Here is a 17,117-nt window from a genome sequence, read left to right as displayed (position 1 = left end):
GCGGACGGGGACAACGGAGGACGACGCATGGACAGCCACCAAAAAAAACGGCATGCCGGAGCATGCCGTTTCGGAAAATACGTTGAAGGGTACCCGTCAGATCTTGGCGATACCTTCGGGGCGCTTGGCGCCGGCGAAGTGCTTGGACCAATAGGCCTCGTTGAGGCTGTCCACGCGAACCGTCTTGCCCGCCGACGGGGAGTGGATGAACTGGCCGTTGGCGATGTACATGCCGACGTGCGAGATGGCCTTGCCGCGGGTGCGGAAGAACACCAGGTCGCCCGTCTTCATTTCGTTGCGCTTGACCTTGAGACCGGCGAGGAACTGGCTGGCCGAGTTGGTCGGGAGGTCGAGGCCGATGCTGTGGGCGAAGACGTAGCGGACGAAACCGCTGCAATCGAAGCCGGTGGACGGAGCGCGGCCACCCCGGTGGTAGCGGATATCGCGCAGTTTCATCGCGAAAGAAAGCAGGGCCTCGCGGGCATGGCCATCGACGTGGCCGGCGAGCTTGGCGGAGGCGGCGGCAACGACGCTGTCGTCGTCTTCGTCGTCGGCCAGGGAATCTTCGTCGGAGGACGTGGTATCAGCGACCGCGGCGGTGGATTTCGGGGCGGTGAGCGACGCCTTGGGGGCGGTGAGCGAAGCGATGTCCGGAATGGCCGACTGGGCCAGGGCGTTCGCCGGTGCGAACACGGGAAGATCGGTGAGGAGCAGCGTTGCGGACTGGTCAAGACCCTGTGGAGCGGCGACGGTGTCGGCCATGACGGGTGTGACGGAAGCGATGCAGCAGGAGGCTAACGCGAGAGCGGTCAGTCGCTTTAAATACATGAGCGATAAGGCCTATTCATCGTGAAGTTAAGCCGCCGTGAAGGTGAGACGACCGTGAACGAGTGGTGAAGTTACCAAACGACGACGGCCTTGTTGTTGGCATAAAGTTAAAAGCGGTCAGTCCTAGGAAACATTCATACAAGTCGCACAAAAATGCGGGCTGCGAGACGGAAACCTGAACACATAGAAGCACTTGGCTTCACATATGTGAGCATGAAATCACGTAATCGGCCGTCTGACGGGTGCTGGACGCCGTCAGGGCGTGTAGGTGCGAGCCCCGAACAAGGCGCTGCCAACACGTATTTCCGTACTGCCTTCCGCGATCGCCAGGGCGAAATCGCCACTCATGCCCATGGAAAGCCGGTCCAGCGTGTGGCCCGCCTGGCGGCCCGTCTCGCGGCACCCGTGCAACGTACGGAAACACTGCCTGACCACGGCCTCGTCGTCGGACGCTTCCGCCAGGGTCATCAGGCCACGGACGCGCAACGTGTCGAAGGCGCGCAACTGTTCCAGGAAGGCGGGCAACGCTTCCGGGGCCAGCCCGAACTTGCTCTCTTCCCGGGAGGTCTTCACCTGCACGAGGACATCGATAGCCCTGCCCTCCGCCTGCAACGCCTTATCGAGGGCCACGGCCAGGTCGAGGCGGTCCAGCGACTGCACCTCGGTCACCAGGCGCGCCACCGGCTTGGCCTTGTTGGTCTGCAGGTGACCGATGACCACCCAGTCGAGCGCTTCGGCAGCCAGCTCGGCCGCCTTGGCCTGGATCTCCTGGACCTTGTTTTCGCCGAACCGGCGCAGGCCGAGGGCGACAGCCTCGCGCACCACGTCGGCACTGAACGTCTTGCTGACCGGCAGCAGGGTCACCTCTGCCGGATCGCGCCCCGCCGCCGTGCACGCGGCGGCCATGGCACCGCGCACGCCCGCGAGGCGATCGGCGAAGGTGCCCGCCCCGTCGGTCATGCCTTCGAGGCTTCCTGGAAGTGGCGCGCAACCACATCGGCCACCACCATGCTCACCCGCTTGCCCGTGGGGATATGCAGGAATTCGTTCGGGCCGTGGGCGTTGGAATGCGGCCCCAGCACACCGGTGATGAGGAACTGCGCCTGCGGAAACTTGTCCCCGAGCATGCCCATGAACGGGATGCTGCCGCCTTCGCCCATATACGCGGCGGGCGCGCCGAAGTAATGCTGCGACGCCTGCGCCACGGCATCCTCCAGCCAGGGCGAGAGGGCGGGCGCGTTCCAGCCGCTGCCATCCTTCTCGAGGTCGAAGCTGACCCGGGCGCCGTAGGGTGGATCCTTCTCCAGCAGGTGCTTGAGGAACGCGCCGGCCTCCGCCCCCGAAAGGGTCGGCGGCACACGGAGGCTCAGCTTCACCGACGTCTTCGGGCGCAGCACGTTACCAGCGCTGTCCAGCGGAGGCATGCCACCCACGCCGGTCACCGCCAGCTGCGGCCGCCAGGTGCGATTGAGCACGAGCTCGCTCAGGTCGGTGGCCGCCGGTTGCATGCCTTCGACGAAGGGAAACTTGTCGTAGATGGCAGTGCCAAGGACCTCGGCGGAACGGCGGGCCTGCTCGACACGCTGGGCCGGGATCTCGACATACAGCTCGCGCGGCACGATCTCGCCGGTCTGCGGGTTCTCCAGGCGGCTGAGCAGGTCGCGCAGGATGCGGAAGCTCGACGGCACCACGCCGGATGCGTCGCCGGAATGGACGCCTTCCTCGAGGACCTGCACGGTCAGGTTGCCGCCGGTCATGCCGCGCAGCGACGTGGTCAGCCACAGCTGGTCGTAGTTGCCGCAGCCGGAGTCGAGGCAGACCACCAGGGCCGGGTTGCCGATGCGGCCGGCCAGGTGATCGACGTAATGCGGCAGGTCGTAGCTGCCCGATTCCTCGCAGGCCTCGATCAGGATGACGCAGCGGGCATGCGGCACGCCCTGTTCGCGCAGCGCCAGCAGGGCGGCGAGCGAGCCGAAAATGGCGTAGCCGTCGTCCGCGCCGCCACGGCCGTAGAGCTTGTCGCCCTTGATCACCGGCACCCACGGACCGAGGTCCTCGGCCCAGCCCGTCATCTCTGGCTGTTTGTCGAGGTGGCCATAGAGCACGACGGTTTCGTCGGTGCCCTTGCCGGTCACGCCCTGCGCGGGCACGTCGATGTAGATCAGCGGCGTGCGGCCTTCCAGGCGCACCACCTCGAGCGTAGCGCCCTCGAAGGCCGGCAGCTTCGCACGCGCCCAGCGCTCCATCAGGTCTACTGCCTGGTCCATGTAACCGTGTTCCCGCCACTGCGCGTCGAACATCGGCGACTTGTTGGGAATGCGGATGTACTCGACCAGCTGCGGGACGATTTCCGCATCCCAGAGGGCACTGACGAAGGAGGTGATGCGCGAGGTATCCATGGCGGGCGGCTTCAGGTGGGCAAGCGGCGATTGTAACAGCGCCGACGGAACGGCCCTTCGCGCCGTCGGCGAGGGCGTCGGGCAGGCGCAGCGAACGCGTACGCCACGGCGCCCACCACGCCGGTTCGCGCGCGGGCGGGCTCGCCGCACAGTGCCCGGGCGTCATGCGACGCGCCATCGAAGGAAACACACCGTGAATCGTCTCATCCTCGCCCTCGCGGGCCTCATGATCTCTTCGTCCGCCTTCGCCTCCACGCCGGTGAACGTGAATACGGCCGACGCGCCCGCCCTCGCCCAGTCGCTGGATGGCGTGGGGCTGGCCAAGGCGCAGGCCATCGTGGCCTGGCGGGACGCCCATGGCCCCTTCGAATCCGCCGACCAGCTCACCGAGGTCAAGGGGATCGGCCAGGCGCTGGTCGACCGCAACCGCGAGGCCATCCAGGTCGACGGCGGCAAACCGGGCAAGAAGCCCCGGCCGGCACGGGCCGCACGCGCCAAGGGCGTCGACGCCGACGACTGAGCCCGACCTTACGCCGCCGGCGGAACGCGCTACACTCGCGCCCCATGCCGGCGGCGCTTCAGCCCTGCCGACGGGACCTGGGGCCAGATGATCCGATGATCGTGCCGCGTTACCGCATCACCGCCTCCGCCATCCCCGGTGCCGGCAAGGGTCTTTTTCTCGATGAAGCGGTTGCCGCCGGCCGCATCGTCACCGCGCCCGACGCCATCGACCGCACCCACCGCTGGGACGAGATCCTGGCCTCCCCGTCGCTTTCCGCCGACCTCCATGCCGCCGCGCGCTGGTTCGAGGACCGCTACACCGTCTCCCCGGAATGGCCCGACGAGTGCTACGTCAACCACAGCTTCGAACCCACAGGCCTGTGGCACCTGGGGTTCATCTTCGCCGCGAGGGATCTGGTCCAAGGCGATGAAATCACGGTGGATTACCGCCACCTGCTCGCACCGGGCCAGGAAGAAAGCTTTTACGACGCGGCAAGTGGTGAGAAAATAACCGGCTTGTCCTGGCACGAAAGCCTCACACGCTCGACGCGTGCCCTGGCCGCCCTGCTCGGCTGACTCCCTTGGTCACCTCCATGCCCCTATCCGATATCCCCGTCCTGGAAACGCCGCGCCTGCGGCTCACCGCCCTTACCGAACAGCATTTCGACGACTACGCGCGCATGCTCGCGGATGCCGAAAGCACCCGGTGGATCGGTGACGGCCAGCCTCTTGACCGCATGAACGCCTGGCGGTCCATGGCCATGCTGCTGGGTCACTGGGCCCTGCGCGGCTGCGGCATGTGGGCCATGGAGCTGAAGGACACCGGCGAATTCATCGGCCGCGCCGGCCTGATGAAACCGGAAGGCTGGCCCGACCTGGAACTGGGCTGGATGCTGAAGCCGGAGCACCGCCACCACGGCTATGCGACGGAAGCGGGCGAAGCCATCCTCGACTTCGCGTGGAACACGATGCACGCCCAGCGCGTCATCAGCCTGGTGCGCATCGGCAACGAGGCCTCGGACCACGTAGCCGAGCGGCTCGGCGGCGAACACATCGACAACATCGATTTCCTCGGTGGCGCCACCCACCTGTTCGCCTACTACCCGCCCCATCGCGAGCTGCGTCGCGCCAGCTAGGTCCGCGCGGGAAAGTCGGTACGCCGGCGGCGCTGCAGGTTCGTGCCGGCCAGGCCGGCCAGCGCCAGCAGGCGTGCGGTACGCATCCAGGCGATCACCGCCACGCCCAGCTGCACGACCAGAAAGGCGATGAACCACTCCCCGCCCACGGCCACCGCATGCCCGCGCCACGCGGCGATCAGGGCGGCCACACCCGCGCCAGGCACGGTGATCGCCAGGTACACCGACAGGCTGGCGAACGGCCGCCGCGCAAACTGCGCGACACCGCGCACAAAGGCGAGCAGCGACGAACGCAGCCCGGCATCGGCGATGAACTGGGCGCGCGCCGACTCGACCAGGGCCTGCGCGATCACGAAACCGAGCACGGTCAGCGCGAGGGCACCGTCCTGGTAGAGGTCCGCCGTCGACGGCAGCAACGCCGCCTCGACGCGCTCGTCCGCAAGCGACGTCACACCCTGCGAAAGCAGCACGACCAGGCCATAGGGAATCAGCGAGAGCGGCAGCAGGCGCAGCATCCGCCCGTACTCCGCGGCGCCGCCCTGCAACAGGGCACCGAAGCCCAGCGCGCGGCCAGCACGACCGCCGGCCACTACCATGCCCGTCAGGAACGGGGAAAAGGCCAGTGTGAGGATGGCGCCCACGGTGAAGGCCGAGCCCGTCCAGGTACTGCGCTGTACCGTGGCGACGGCATCGGCGAAGAACAGGCCGTCAAAGTGGCGCGCCCAGGCGCCCGCATGCACCGAATGTCCGGTCATGTCGTCGAGGACGCTCCACAGCGGCAACGCCACGACCAGCGTCGGCAGCAGCGTGATCGCCATCCACAGCAGCATCAGCCGCCATTGCAGGCCGCCGATCGCACCCAGGCCCAGGGCCGCTGCGGTCGATCGTTTGGTACGGGCGTTCATAGGGTCACCAGGAAAGCGTAGAACCCCTGCAGCAACGCCGCGACGTCGGCGCTCCAGCGATGGGAAGCGGCGTGGTCGGCCTCGACGGTGCGGCTGTCGTTGAGCTTGTTCGCATCGAGGTAGAGGGTGCGCTCCGGGTCCAGTTCGGCGGAAACGCCCTTGGCCGGCCGGGTAAAGGCGAAGCGAGCCCAACGCCGCGTGTCGTCCCAGCGCGCGGTTTCCACGCCGCCATCGGCAAAGGTGACCTTGAGTGTCTGCGGTACCGGGGCACCGTCGCGCCAGAGGGTCACCGTGGTCTTCCACGGGAATGGGCCCAGGCCCTTCGCCGCACCGGGATGGGCCTTCGTCCAGGCGTCGCGCTGGCGCTGGATGGCCGCGTCGTTGTCGTCGGTACTGGTTTCCACGCGTTTGCCATCGACCATGGCGGTGCCCGCCAGCGGCAGCACTTCCTCGCTGGCGATGTCGCTGACGCGGTCGTCGATGCGGTCGGTGCCGTAGACGTACTGGTCGAACACCTGCGCCACCACCGCCGGCTGCCCCGTCGAGGCCGACAGGGACGCCTGCAGGTCGCCGATCGACGGATGACGGAAGCGCCAGGTGGCGTAGTAATCCCTGAACGCCTTTTCGGTCGCCGCCTTGCCCAGCCGTTCCTCGAGGTCGTGCAGGGCGGTGGCGGTACGCGAATACACCGTGACATACGTGCCGCTGGACAGGCGATCCCATGAGTTCGCGCCCAGCGCATCGGCCGGTCGCGACAGCATCGCCGTCATCCGTTCGAGCATGAATACCGGCAGTGCCGGCTCGACGCCGAAGAACCGCCACAGCGGCGTGGTCAGGTACACCGGCTGGTTGCGCGCGCGCAGCATGCGCTCGTCCCAGTATTCGTTGAGGCCTTCGTCGAGCATCGGCTCCTCGAACTCGTTCGAGGCGATCAGCCCGTAGAAATAGCCATGGCCGAACTCGTGCACGGTGACGAAATCCAGCATGTATTCGTCGATCGTCTTCGCCGGCACGTTGGTGTAACTGTCCGCGGTGAAGAAGGTGGGGTATTCCATGCCGCCCGCCTCGTCGGCGTTGAACGGCGGCACCACGGCGGTTACGGTCTTGTACGGGTAGGGGCCCAGCGTGGACGAAAACCAGCCGAGCGCATCGACGGTGGCCTTGAGCACCGGCTTCGCCGTGGCCGCGTATTCGGGTGGGTAGATCACGCGCACTTTCACGGTCGGGCTGCCCGGGCCTCGCCATTCACCGTCCATCGTGCGGTAGCCGGGCGCCGCCATCCAGGCGAAATCGTGCACGTCGGCCTGGATGAAATGCCAGGTGAGCGCGTCGCCTTCCGGCACCGGCTCCCCCTGCTGTTCGCCGGTGGCACCCACCACGTAGCCCTTGGGCACGGTCATGTGGACGTCGTACTCGCCGAAGTCGGCGTAGAACTCGCTGTTGAAATGGAACGCGTGCACATTCCAGCGCGGCGCCGTCGCACCGCGCTCCCCGGCCAGTTCGAGCACGCCGATCTTCGGGAACCACTGCCCCACGAGATGGAACGAGCCGACGTAGCCGGTGCGCTCGATCACCCGCGGCAGCTGGCTGTGGAACGACATGTCGAGCGTGACGCTGGCACCGGGCGCCACCGGCCGGGCCAGGTCGACCCGCACCACGGTGTGGTCCGTCGTGGGGCCACCATCCGGGTGCACGTAGCGCCACGACAACGCGGCGCCGTCCTGCTCCACCCTGCCCAGGTCGATGTACCCCCATTCGCCCTTCTTCACCTCGGCCGCACCGCGCGAACCGCCGGCACCGGCGAGCACGTTGCGCTCGGTGAAGAACAGGCTGCCTTCCCCTTCGAAGGCATTCAGGTACAGGTGCAGGAACACCGACGACACCGGACGATCGCTGCGGTTGCGCCAGGTCAGCTGCTGCTGGCCGTCCACTGTGTGCTTTCCCGGATCGAGCCGCGCCTGGATGCGGTAGGACACGACGCGGTCGGACAGCGTGGCCTCGTCCCCCTTGCGTGGACCGCCCCACGCCTCGGGTGCGCTGGGCGTGCGGACGAAGCCGGCATGGGGCGATGCGAAGGGAATCTCGACGGGAAGCTGCGGCGCCGCGACAACGGTGCTGGCGGAGGCCGGCACGGGCGGAGCGACGGGCGCGACGGGCACGGCATCCTGCGCCCATGCCCCGGCGAGGCCGAGCAGCGCCACCGCTGCGACACAACGAACCACCCTGGCTGCCTTGCGGCGCATCGACCACCCTCCCCTGCAATCCGGAAAGATTGCGGGCTGGGGCCTTCATGCCGATATAGGCCAGAGGTCACGGTTCACGCCCATGCGATCAGCCGGGGAACGGGCGCTCGCGCATCCACTTGGTGACGATCCATTTCTCGCCACGGATCACCGGCGCGCCGCCGTGCAGCGACAGCACATCGAGTGTCCCGTCGGCGTCGGTGTACTCGAAATACAACGCCTGCCCCTTGCGCGGCACGTAGCTGAAATCGATGCGCGGGAAGATGGTTTCCCCACCCGCTTCGACATCCGCCAGGTACATGATCAGCGTGGATACCCGCTGGCCGCCTTGCCGCAGCGGAACCTCGCTGCCCTTTTCCTCCGGCGGGAAATAATCGTAGTGGGGAACGTATTCGCCACCGACGCCGTAACGCATCACCTGCAGGCCTTCACCGTGCTCCTCGCTCAGGCCCATGATGGCCGCGGCCCGTGCATCGATACGCTGGATCAGCGGATTCTCCGACCGCTGGAAGAACGCGCCTTCGCTCGTGCGGATATCCATGACGGTGTTGGCCCCGGATTCCGGCGAGACCACGGCGGAGCGTTCCAGGCGAACCTGCGCCATGTGCATCAGCTGCTCGCACTCCGCCTCGTCGAGCACCCCGTCGAGCAAGGCGACCACGGGCCGCGCGATGCGCAACAGCACCCGGATATCGCGGTCGGGGGTGTGCAGGATGTGGCCCTGGGCAAGGCGCGAGACGTGGGGCGTGGCCGGCGTCGACCGCTCGGCGACCGGCCCGGCCCCGCCGAACAAGGCATCGCTGATGGCACTGCGGGCGATACCGGTATCGAACTGGTGGTCGCGCATCGTGGCCAGGATATCGGCCGGCGCGTTGCCCGCGGCTAGCGACTCGGCGATCCAGCGGTACCAATCGGGCGTAACCCTGGTGTGCTTGCGCGTCTCCATGTGCGTGGAGCTCCCTGGCGAATGATCGTGAACAGTGTGCCTTTCCGGCGCCGAAAGTGCATCGTACGCAGCGTGAAGACGCCTGCGCTCAGCCGGCCGAATCGGGCGGCGATGCGACCAGCCACGCCAGCTTCTTCGCCCGCGGCAACCGTTTCACCACCCACTCGGCCCGTGAGGCCTCGGCCCGGTCGGCGAACGGCCGCGAGCCGAGCAGGCGCACGGGCGGATTGGCCCGGGTATAGCGCGCGCCCTTGCCGGCCACATGCGCCGCATAGCGGGCGTCCAGGTCGTTGGTGATCCCCGCGTACCAGGCGCCGTTGCGGCATTCGATCAGATAGACACACCACATGCCGCGTAGCGTAACCGGCATGCCTACAATCGGGCCATGCATCCGTCCTACGACCTGGCCGTCAACTACCCCCTGCGAACCCCGGTAGCCGCCCGGCTGGCCGAGGCACTGGCCCACGCGACCGTGGGTCCCGACACGCTGGCCTATCCCGATCCGCGGGGTGCGGCGCCGACGCGCCAGGCGATCGCACAGTGGATGACCCGTATCGGCGGGCACGCCGCCGTCGATCCCGGCCACCTTGTGCTGACCCTGGGCGCGCGCCACGCGTTGTGGCTGGCGCTGGCGTGCCTTGTCGCCGAGGGGGAGGCGTCGACGGTGATGGTCGATACCCTTACCTACCACGGCTTCCGCGACCTTGCGTCGGGCATGGGAACCCGATGTGTCGATGTCGCCATGGACGAGCACGGCATGCTGCCGGATTCACTCGACGCCGTGGCGGCACGTTCGGGCAGCCGCGTCGTGTACGTGCAGCCGACCCTGCACAACCCGACCACCCTCACGCTGCCCCTGCAACGGCGCCTGGACCTCGCCGCGGTGGTGGAGCGACGGGGGCTGTGGATCATCGAGGGCGACGTGTACAGCCACCTGGTGCACGACACGGGCGAGGCACTGCCGCCGTTCGCCACCCTGTTGCCCCAGCGCACCCTGCATGCGGGCGGCGTCGGCAAGCTGCTTGGCCCGGGCCTGCGCGTCGGCTGGCTGCGACTACCGAATCCGGCGCTCCTTGCGGCGTGCGTGGAGCCGCTCCGCCGCGCCACCGATGGCTTGCCGGGATGGCTGCCGGCCGTGGTCGCCGACTGGATGCGGGATGGCACGGCCCTGGCACTGAACCAGGCCCTGCAATCGGCGATGCGGGAGCGTGCGGCCCTTGCACGCCAGGTCGTGGGGCCCGACCTGGTGACCTCCGGCGCCAGCCTGCATGCGTGGCTGCCCTGCGCAGATGCGGAGGCCTTCAGCGAGCGCCTCCTGGCACGGGGGGTCAGGGTCGGTAACCCGGCCGGGTATGGCGATCCATCCACCCGTGCCACGGGGGTGCGCCTGTGCCTGGGGGCCGAGGAGGATATCGGCCGGCTGGAGGTGGCGTTGGGGATCGTTGGAGGGTGTCGTTAGGCCGGTTTCGCGCACATCGTGCGCTCCTACCCGTGCGGGGGTGAGGGCGGGCCGTGCGGGGGTGAGGGCGGGCCGTTTGGCGATGGGGTGGCGGTCAGCTTTTCGAGGGCCTTGCCGACGGCGGCGAAGGCGAAGGCCCCGGTGACGTGCGTGGCCGCGCCCAGGCCGCCGCCGCAATCGAGCTTCACCGCGTCGCTGCCGGCGGGCCGCACGCCGCAGACGCTGCCATCGGGCTGCGGGTAGCGCACGTTCTGCAAGGAATACACCGCGGATACGCCGAAGAAGCGATCGGGGTTGCGTGGGAAGCCGTGCTCCTGGCGGAGCTTCTTCCGGATCATGCTGAGCATGGCGTCGTGCTCGGTGCGCGACAGGTCGCGCACGCGCACCTGCGTGGGGTCGGTGCGGCCGCCGGCCGCGCCCACCGTCACCAGGGGCAGCTTGCGGCGGCGACACCAGACGATGGTCTCCAGCTTCACCTTGAGGGCGTCGCAGGCATCGATCACCACGTCGTAGTTGCGGTCCAGAAGCTCGTCCAGGCTGGACGGCGTAAGGAAACGCTCCATGGCCTCGAGCCGGATCGTCGGGCTGATCGCATGGGCGCGTTCGGCGATGACGCCCACCTTGGGCCGGCCGTACTGGCCGTCCAGCGCGTGCAACTGGCGGTTGGTGTTGGACAGGCAGACATCGTCGCCATCGATCAGCGTCAACCGGCCGACCCCGCTGCGCGCCAGGGCTTCGGCCGCCCACGAGCCCACGCCACCCACCCCGATGACGCATACGTGCGCCCGGGCGAGGCGGTCGAGGCTGCCGCGCCCGTACAGGCGCTCGATGCCGGCGAAGCGTTCCGCCTGTGCGGTACCCACATGATTTCCAGGGGAAAGGACTGTGCTCATGGTCTCATATTGAAAGAACGGAGCCGTCAGCTATGCTGACGACCGTGCCAGGCCAGGGATCCCCCATGCGTGCGTTGCTCCTCGTCATCCTCGGCCTCGCGGTCGGCGCGATGGGCGCGACCTTCGCGCTGTCCGCCCTGCGCCAGGGCACGCCGTTCCACAGCGGCGTCATGGCCGTGATGCAACATCGCATGGGGGTGCTGCGAGCCAACGTGCGGGCGAGGCAGTGCGATGCCAAGGTGTCGGCCAGGCAACTGGCTGCCCTGCGGGTCTCCGCCGGCGATATCCGCGACGCCTTCCCCGACATGGATGCCCCGTTCTTCGCCGCCGGCGACGCCCTGGGCCAGGCCGTGGATGTGGCGCGTACCGCCGCACCGGCCAGCTGCGACGCCCTGGCCACCGTCCTCAAGCCCATCGGCGATGCCTGCCAGGCCTGCCACCGGCAGTACCGCTAACCCATGACCGACGCCGAACCCGCCATGGACACGCCCACCGACAAACCCAGCGGTCCGCAGGGCTTCCTGCGCATGCGCTGGTGGCTGCTGGTACGGGCCATGGCACGTTTCGAAACCACCATGTTCCTGCGCACGCGCTACTCGCAGCCGAAGATGGTGGCGATCGGCGTCGTCGGCAGTTTCTGCCTGGCGGTGTATTACCCGGTCTGGGCCTATCTCTTCCCCCAGCCCTACGAAAACCTGCCCATGCGGCTGGTCTGCAGCGCCACCTTCATTCCGCTGGCGCTGCTGCCATGGTGGCCACGGCGCCTGCGCACGCACCTGCCGACCTACTGGTACTTCGCGATGACGGTGGCCATGCCCTTCTTCGTGGGCTACATGACGCTGCGCAACGCGACCCCGGCCTGGCTGATGACCCACCTCGCGTGCATCATGCTGCTGATGATGCTGTTCGACCTGGTGAGCTTCCTGCTGGTGTTCTCGCTGGGCAGCCTGCTGGCGGGGCTGGTCTTCGTGCTGTCACCGGAGGCCCACCTGCATACGCGGACCATGCTGGAGTACATCCCGCTGCTGCTGTTCGGCATGGTCGGCGGCGCCACGTGCACCGTGTCGTCGAACATGGCGGAGCAATCGCGCATCGATGCCCTCACCGCCGCGTCCAACAACATCGCGCACGAGCTGCGCACGCCGCTGGGCTCGTTGCGCATCGCCGCGCGCGCGGTGGCTCGCTACATGCCCGACCTGATCCGCAGCCACCGGCTTGCCGAGGGCGAAGGCCTGGCCGTGCCGGAAATGCGCGCGCAGAACCTGCACGCACTGGAGCGAAGCATCGGCGTGATGGAGCGCGAGGTCACCTACGCCAACACCATCATCGACATGCTGCTGCTGTCGGCAAGGCCGATCGGCGAGGTGCCCTTGTCACGCCTCCAGGCCCGCGAGTGCGTGGAACAGGCCCTCCGGCGTTTTCCCTACGGTTCGCGCTCCGAGCGAGATCGCATCACCCTGTCGCCCCTGGGCGACTTCCCCCTTTACGGCGAAGAAAGCCTGGTGGTCCACGTGTTGTTCAACCTGCTGCGCAATGCACTTTTTCATACCGATCGCGCGGGCAAGGGCGACATCCGCGTGATCATCGAACCGGCCGAAGGCGTCAATCGCATCCGTGTGCACGACACCGGCCCGGGCATCCCCGCGGATGTCCTTCCCCGTGTTTTCAACCGGTTTTATTCCTACTCCAGCGACAGCGCCGGCACCGGCGCCATCACGGGGCTGGGAATAGGACTCGCTTTTTGCCGCGCGGCGATGGAGCATATGGGCGGTGGCATCGCATGCCGTACCGAACTGGGTGAATTTACCGAATTCACCCTGACCTTCCCGCATTCGGAACCCGGGGACCGGCAGTGACGACGTTGAACGCACAGGGCGACATCCAGCCTTTCCATTTCCCGACGACCACCGTGCTCGTCGACGACCACGAGGAATACCTCGACGTGGTCCCGCTCTTGCTCGACCCCATGGTCCGGGTACGCACCTTCAGTTCGCCGCGCAGCGCGCTGGCCACGCTGGGCAACAACGGCAGCCGCCCGGTGCCCGGGGGCGGCTGGCTTTACCGTTGGAAAGACCGCCCCTCGGAAACCCAGGAGCTGGTGGCGCTGGACATCGACTCGATCCACCGCGTGGTCTACGACCCGGAACGCTTCGCCGAGATCTCGGTGGTGGTGGTGGACCAGGCCATGCCCGAGATGGACGGCATCACCTTCTGCAAGCGGCTGCCCAACCCGCACATCGGCAAGATCCTGCTCACCGGTCGTGCCGACGACGCCACGGCGATCGACGCCTTCAACTCGGGCGTGATCGACCGGTTCATCCGCAAGAACGATCCCCTGGCGATCGAAAAACTGCAGACCGCCATCGTCGAACTGCAGCGCCGCTACTTCGACCGCGCCAGCGCCTTCGTGGCCGAGACCCTCGCCCTGGGCAATTTCCGCTTCCTGCGCGACCCCGCGTTCCGCGAGGTATTGCAGAGCGTCACGGCCACGTTCCAGCCCGTGGAGTGCTACGTGCACTGCAACCCGACCGGGCTGCTGCTGGTGGACGCCTGGGGCATCGGGCGTTTCCTGCTGGTGCAGACCGACGAGGACCTGCGTACGCACTATGAAATTGCGGCAGATCTGGGTGCGCCCGGCGCCGTGCTGGATGCCCTGCGCAGCGGCGACGCCCTGCCCTGGTTCAATTCGCGCGACGGGTTCTACCACAAGGGCGTGGAGCACCCGGAAAACCACATGTACGCAGCCACCGCGGTGTCCGGCGAGCAGTGGTATTACTACGCCCTGATCGACGAAGTCGAACGCTTCCGCCTGCAGCACGTCAAGTCGTACCGCACCTGGCTACGCGAGCAGGACCTGAGCCTCGCCGCCGACAGCCGGCCCCGATTCATCTAATCGCGTTACCGTCCCCGGTCTCTCTGGCATTGCCAGGGGCCGGAGGACTTCCCCTCCTTTGGTCTCTCTCGTAATCGCGCCCGCCTGGGCGAGGCTGGCGCGCGCGCGTCGTTCGCGGTGAACGACGACGCGTTCATCGCCCATGACATCACAGAGAGATGACCATGGAAAACGTTTCCGTTCTGCACCGCGTCACCCGGGCGCCCGCGCTTCCCGCTTTCGTCGCGACGCGGGTCGATCGATTTCACAATGAACGTGTCGCCATCGACTGGGGCGGCCGTCACATTTTGCGAGGTCGCCGCCCCGAATCCGGCGACCTGATGCTCCAGAGCAACGATTACCTCGCCATCGCCGGCCATCCCGCGATCGTCGAGGCCCAGCGCGATGCCCTGGCCGCCGGCGGTCTGGGCATGATGATGTCCGCCCTGTTCCAGCAGGACGCCGACCAGCCGCTGCACCGTGTGGAGGCGGAACTGGCCCGGGCGGTCGGCAGCGAGGACGGCATCCTCGCCCAGTCGGGCTTCGCCGCCAATGTCGGCCTGCTGCAATCCATCGCGGGCGAACGGGTGCCGGTGTACGTGGACATGCTGGCGCACGCGTCATTGTGGGAGGGTATCCGTAGCGCGGGAGCGAAGGCGGTGCCGGTACTGCACAACGATGTGGGCCACCTGGAGCGCCAGGTGCTGCGCCATGGACCCGGCGTCGTCGTGGTGGATGCGGTGTACAGCACCAACGGCAGCATCGCGCCGCTGGAGGCGATCGCCAACCTGTCGCAGGCGCACGGCTGCGTGCTGGTGGTCGACGAATCGCACTCGCTGGGCACCCACGGCAGCCGCGGCGAAGGACTGGTCGCCAGCCTGGGGCTCAACGACCGCGTGCACTTCATCACCGCCAGCCTGGCCAAGGCGTACTGCTCACGTGCCGGCTTCGTCGCCTGCACCTCGCGCTTCAAGGACTACTTCGGGTGCGAGGCGTTGCCGGCGATCTTCAGCTCGTCACTGCTTCCCCATGAACTGGCCGGCCTGTCCGCAGCCCATCGGGTCATCCAGACCGAGGGCTGGCGGCGACAGCGCTTGCGCCAGGTCACCCGGCGCGTCCGCGCGGAGCTGACCGAACTGGGTTACCCGATCGCCGACGGCACCGAGCAGATCGTGGCATTCGAAGCCGGACAGGAATTGCTGACCGGCAAGGTCCGCGATGTCATGGAGCGCCACGGGGTGTTCGGTTCGGTCTTTAGCGCACCGGCCACCACGGTCAACCGCTCGCTGCTGCGCCTTACCCTCAACGCGGGCATGAGCGACGACGACGTATCACGGCTCATCGAAGTATGTCGCGTCGCCCGGGATGCCATGGACGTGCCGGCATGGAGCGCGTCGCGCCGTGCGCGACGCGACGGCGAACGTGGGATGGCTACCTCGGAAGTAGCCTGACAACGGGCTCATAGCCCATCGGCGATCCGGCGCGCGATCGCGTCGGGCGCCTTCATCCACGTGAAATGATCCGCCGCCTGCCCGTCCAGGTCCACCGGGGACACCAGGTGGACCTGGCTTGGCGCATCCGGCATCTTGCCCAGCAGGAATTCCAGCGACGCCGCGGGGGCCAGCCAGTCGTCGCGAAGCCGCAGGGCCAGCACGGGTGACGTCTGGCGTCGCAGCGCGGTTTCCAGGTCGACGCGGAGACCACGTGCCGAATACGTGCCTCGGCGCCCGCTGCGCGCCCAATCGGCAATGACCCCGCGCGCCTCGTTGCCGCCGAAGCCGATCCGACGCCCCGGCAGTCGCCCGACCAGGTTCGCGAGCGCGGGCGCCGCCATGTAGGCAAGCACGACCCAGGGTTTGAAGCGCCGCCAGTACGGCGCCCCGCTCCCCACCAGGACCACGCCCGCCGGAGGCTGGGGCGCGGTGGCCGCAAGGAGGCAGGCCAGCTGCCCGCCCAGGCTATGCCCGCCGACGTGGACGGGGCTGTCCGGTACGGCGCGGCGCAGGGCCGCCAGGCTGGCCGGCAAGTCGTCGCCCAGCAATTCGCGGTAACCCCAGTTCGCGCGGCCCGATGCGCGTTGGTCGCTCGAGCCCAGACCACGCCACTCATGCAAGGCGACGGCTACCCCACGTGCCGCCAGCGCACGGGCCAGGCCGTCGTAGTGACGCGCGCCGACACCCATGGCGGGCAGCCAGAGCAGCGCCGCACGAGGCGGGGCCGAGGCCGGCCGGTAGATCAAGAGGTCCGCCGATGCGCCGTCCGTCATGCGGAGGGGCTGGGACGAGGTGACGATGTCGGGTGTGCTGGCGGTCATACAAAAAACCCTCCCGGCGCGAAGCACCGGGAGGGTCAAAGTCATGCAGGAACGGGCGGCGCGAGGCAGCCCGAGGGCATTACTTCGGAACGACGTTGTCAGCCTGCGGGCCCTTCTGGCCCTGGGTCACGGTGTATTCCACCTTCTGACCCTCGGCAAGCGACTTGAAGCCGTTGCCCTGGATGGAACGGAAATGCACGAACACGTCCGGACCACCCTCATCCTGAGTGATGAAGCCAAAGCCCTTGGCGTCGTTGAACCACTTCACAGTACCAGTTGCCATCACACACACCTCTATCCAACACACTAAAAACCCGACTCGGCGAGCCGGCGACTTACTGGGCATGCTGGACCGGGTGAGGCGATGAGCGTGGATTACGCGCTTACATCGGGTCACTCGCGTAACCGCGCAGACTCAGTGGGGTCGATCATAACCGTATTTTCGCGAAGTTCTGTAGGGGAACCCCTACATGGGACGAATTTTTGACGTCTATCACGTGATTTGGGTCGAAATCTTGGGAAAAAATGACTTTGTGAAGGGCTCTGGAGGGGGTGGGCTCGCCTTTGGCATCGCGTTGGGCCTTGGCACCTTGGCGCCTTGGGGCAAGAGCCGGCGGGTGC

The 17,117-nt window shown here is 67.6% G+C and carries 18 protein-coding genes; 8 read left to right on the top strand and 10 right to left on the bottom strand.

Annotated features, from left to right (window positions below):
- Positions 1-96: 96 nt before the first annotated feature.
- The 3 genes from QRN34_RS17125 to QRN34_RS17115 form a co-directional block, all read right to left on the bottom strand.
- The gene (locus QRN34_RS17125) at positions 97-762 is read right to left on the bottom strand and encodes a C40 family peptidase (RefSeq protein ID WP_285406363.1); all 666 of its coding nucleotides are present in this window, start codon (positions 760-762) and stop codon (positions 97-99) included.
- A 321-nt stretch (positions 763-1,083) separates the two neighbouring features.
- Positions 1,084-1,788, bottom strand: coding sequence for a YggS family pyridoxal phosphate-dependent enzyme (locus QRN34_RS17120; protein ID WP_285406360.1), 705 nt, complete (start codon positions 1,786-1,788; stop codon positions 1,084-1,086).
- The gene (locus QRN34_RS17115) at positions 1,785-3,227 is read right to left on the bottom strand and encodes a M20 family metallopeptidase (protein ID WP_285406358.1); all 1,443 of its coding nucleotides are present in this window, start codon (positions 3,225-3,227) and stop codon (positions 1,785-1,787) included. The genes QRN34_RS17120 and QRN34_RS17115 overlap by 4 nt, the downstream gene beginning before the upstream one ends.
- Before the next feature lie 193 nt (positions 3,228-3,420).
- Between QRN34_RS17115 and QRN34_RS17110 the strand changes: the two genes are divergently transcribed.
- The 3 genes from QRN34_RS17110 (at position 3,421) to QRN34_RS17100 (ending at position 4,864) form a co-directional block, all read left to right on the top strand.
- Positions 3,421-3,747, top strand: coding sequence for a helix-hairpin-helix domain-containing protein (locus QRN34_RS17110; protein ID WP_345782917.1), 327 nt, complete (start codon positions 3,421-3,423; stop codon positions 3,745-3,747).
- A 95-nt stretch (positions 3,748-3,842) separates the two neighbouring features.
- Positions 3,843-4,304: an SET domain-containing protein gene (locus QRN34_RS17105; RefSeq protein ID WP_285406356.1), complete on the top strand. Its 462-nt coding sequence runs from the start codon at positions 3,843-3,845 to the stop codon at positions 4,302-4,304.
- A gap of 17 nt (positions 4,305-4,321) precedes the next feature.
- Positions 4,322-4,864 carry a GNAT family N-acetyltransferase gene (locus QRN34_RS17100; RefSeq protein WP_285406354.1) on the top strand — a complete coding sequence of 181 codons (543 nt, stop codon included), beginning with the start codon at positions 4,322-4,324 and terminating at the stop codon, positions 4,862-4,864.
- Here the strand turns inward: QRN34_RS17100 and QRN34_RS17095 are convergent.
- The 4 genes from QRN34_RS17095 to QRN34_RS17080 form a co-directional block, all read right to left on the bottom strand.
- A complete protein-coding gene (locus tag QRN34_RS17095) occupies positions 4,861-5,769 on the bottom strand; it encodes a hypothetical protein (protein WP_285406351.1) in 909 nt (302 codons plus the stop codon). The genes QRN34_RS17100 and QRN34_RS17095 overlap by 4 nt on opposite strands.
- Positions 5,766-8,012, bottom strand: coding sequence for a M1 family metallopeptidase (locus tag QRN34_RS17090; protein ID WP_285406349.1), 2,247 nt, complete (start codon positions 8,010-8,012; stop codon positions 5,766-5,768). Before QRN34_RS17090 ends, QRN34_RS17095 begins: the two co-directional genes overlap by 4 nt.
- Before the next feature lie 88 nt (positions 8,013-8,100).
- On the bottom strand, positions 8,101-8,958 hold the full coding sequence (locus QRN34_RS17085; protein ID WP_285406347.1) for a 2OG-Fe(II) oxygenase: 858 nt from the start codon (positions 8,956-8,958) through the stop codon (positions 8,101-8,103).
- An 88-nt stretch (positions 8,959-9,046) separates the two neighbouring features.
- The gene (locus tag QRN34_RS17080) at positions 9,047-9,328 is read right to left on the bottom strand and encodes a GIY-YIG nuclease family protein (protein ID WP_285406345.1); all 282 of its coding nucleotides are present in this window, start codon (positions 9,326-9,328) and stop codon (positions 9,047-9,049) included.
- A gap of 15 nt (positions 9,329-9,343) precedes the next feature.
- Between QRN34_RS17080 and QRN34_RS17075 the strand changes: the two genes are divergently transcribed.
- The gene (locus QRN34_RS17075; protein WP_285406343.1) at positions 9,344-10,417 is read left to right on the top strand and encodes a PLP-dependent aminotransferase family protein; all 1,074 of its coding nucleotides are present in this window, start codon (positions 9,344-9,346) and stop codon (positions 10,415-10,417) included.
- A 26-nt stretch (positions 10,418-10,443) separates the two neighbouring features.
- On the opposite strand, the gene QRN34_RS17070 is transcribed toward QRN34_RS17075, so the two are convergent.
- Positions 10,444-11,280 carry a tRNA threonylcarbamoyladenosine dehydratase gene (locus QRN34_RS17070; RefSeq protein ID WP_285406341.1) on the bottom strand — a complete coding sequence of 279 codons (837 nt, stop codon included), beginning with the start codon at positions 11,278-11,280 and terminating at the stop codon, positions 10,444-10,446.
- A 95-nt stretch (positions 11,281-11,375) separates the two neighbouring features.
- Here QRN34_RS17070 and QRN34_RS17065 point away from each other — a divergent pair, with 95 nt between their 5' ends.
- The 4 genes from QRN34_RS17065 (at position 11,376) to cqsA (ending at position 15,633) form a co-directional block, all read left to right on the top strand.
- A complete protein-coding gene (locus QRN34_RS17065) occupies positions 11,376-11,765 on the top strand; it encodes a cytochrome C (protein ID WP_285406339.1) in 390 nt (129 codons plus the stop codon).
- A gap of 3 nt (positions 11,766-11,768) precedes the next feature.
- Positions 11,769-13,166: a HAMP domain-containing sensor histidine kinase gene (locus tag QRN34_RS17060; RefSeq protein ID WP_285406337.1), complete on the top strand. Its 1,398-nt coding sequence runs from the start codon at positions 11,769-11,771 to the stop codon at positions 13,164-13,166.
- Positions 13,163-14,203, top strand: coding sequence for a response regulator (locus QRN34_RS17055; protein ID WP_051938940.1), 1,041 nt, complete (start codon positions 13,163-13,165; stop codon positions 14,201-14,203). The genes QRN34_RS17060 and QRN34_RS17055 overlap by 4 nt, the downstream gene beginning before the upstream one ends.
- 158 nt (positions 14,204-14,361) lie before the next feature.
- Positions 14,362-15,633, top strand: coding sequence for an alpha-hydroxyketone-type quorum-sensing autoinducer synthase (cqsA, locus tag QRN34_RS17050; protein ID WP_345782916.1), 1,272 nt, complete (start codon positions 14,362-14,364; stop codon positions 15,631-15,633).
- Between the two features lie 8 nt (positions 15,634-15,641).
- On the opposite strand, the gene QRN34_RS17045 is transcribed toward cqsA, so the two are convergent.
- Positions 15,642-16,496: an alpha/beta fold hydrolase gene (locus QRN34_RS17045; RefSeq protein WP_285406330.1), complete on the bottom strand. Its 855-nt coding sequence runs from the start codon at positions 16,494-16,496 to the stop codon at positions 15,642-15,644.
- A 79-nt stretch (positions 16,497-16,575) separates the two neighbouring features.
- On the bottom strand, positions 16,576-16,779 hold the full coding sequence (locus QRN34_RS17040) for a cold-shock protein (protein ID WP_036111837.1): 204 nt from the start codon (positions 16,777-16,779) through the stop codon (positions 16,576-16,578).
- Between the last annotated feature and the right edge of the window lie 338 nt (positions 16,780-17,117).

The organism is Luteibacter sp. ME-Dv--P-043b (genome assembly GCF_030209605.1).
Taxonomy (GTDB): domain Bacteria; phylum Pseudomonadota; class Gammaproteobacteria; order Xanthomonadales; family Rhodanobacteraceae; genus Luteibacter.
Note: the sequence above shows the minus strand (reverse complement) of the source record. Positions and strands in the feature narration are given on the sequence as shown.

Bases quoted from the DNA above. Each gene is read 5' to 3' on its own strand.
- QRN34_RS17125 (WP_285406363.1), bottom strand. From the start codon at position 762: ATGGCCGACACCGTCGCCGCTCCACAGGGTCTTGACCAGTCCGCAACG.
- QRN34_RS17120 (WP_285406360.1), bottom strand. From the start codon at position 1,788: ATGACCGACGGGGCGGGCACCTTCGCCGATCGCCTCGCGGGCGTGCGC.
- QRN34_RS17115 (WP_285406358.1), bottom strand. From the start codon at position 3,227: ATGGATACCTCGCGCATCACCTCCTTCGTCAGTGCCCTCTGGGATGCG.
- QRN34_RS17105 (WP_285406356.1), top strand. From the start codon at position 3,843: ATGATCGTGCCGCGTTACCGCATCACCGCCTCCGCCATCCCCGGTGCC.
- QRN34_RS17100 (WP_285406354.1), top strand. From the start codon at position 4,322: ATGCCCCTATCCGATATCCCCGTCCTGGAAACGCCGCGCCTGCGGCTC.
- QRN34_RS17095 (WP_285406351.1), bottom strand. From the start codon at position 5,769: ATGAACGCCCGTACCAAACGATCGACCGCAGCGGCCCTGGGCCTGGGT.
- QRN34_RS17090 (WP_285406349.1), bottom strand. From the start codon at position 8,012: ATGCGCCGCAAGGCAGCCAGGGTGGTTCGTTGTGTCGCAGCGGTGGCG.
- QRN34_RS17085 (WP_285406347.1), bottom strand. From the start codon at position 8,958: ATGGAGACGCGCAAGCACACCAGGGTTACGCCCGATTGGTACCGCTGG.
- QRN34_RS17080 (WP_285406345.1), bottom strand. From the start codon at position 9,328: ATGCCGGTTACGCTACGCGGCATGTGGTGTGTCTATCTGATCGAATGC.
- QRN34_RS17075 (WP_285406343.1), top strand. From the start codon at position 9,344: ATGCATCCGTCCTACGACCTGGCCGTCAACTACCCCCTGCGAACCCCG.
- QRN34_RS17065 (WP_285406339.1), top strand. From the start codon at position 11,376: ATGCGTGCGTTGCTCCTCGTCATCCTCGGCCTCGCGGTCGGCGCGATG.
- QRN34_RS17060 (WP_285406337.1), top strand. From the start codon at position 11,769: ATGACCGACGCCGAACCCGCCATGGACACGCCCACCGACAAACCCAGC.
- cqsA (WP_345782916.1), top strand. From the start codon at position 14,362: ATGACCATGGAAAACGTTTCCGTTCTGCACCGCGTCACCCGGGCGCCC.
- QRN34_RS17045 (WP_285406330.1), bottom strand. From the start codon at position 16,496: ATGACCGCCAGCACACCCGACATCGTCACCTCGTCCCAGCCCCTCCGC.
- QRN34_RS17040 (WP_036111837.1), bottom strand. From the start codon at position 16,779: ATGGCAACTGGTACTGTGAAGTGGTTCAACGACGCCAAGGGCTTTGGC.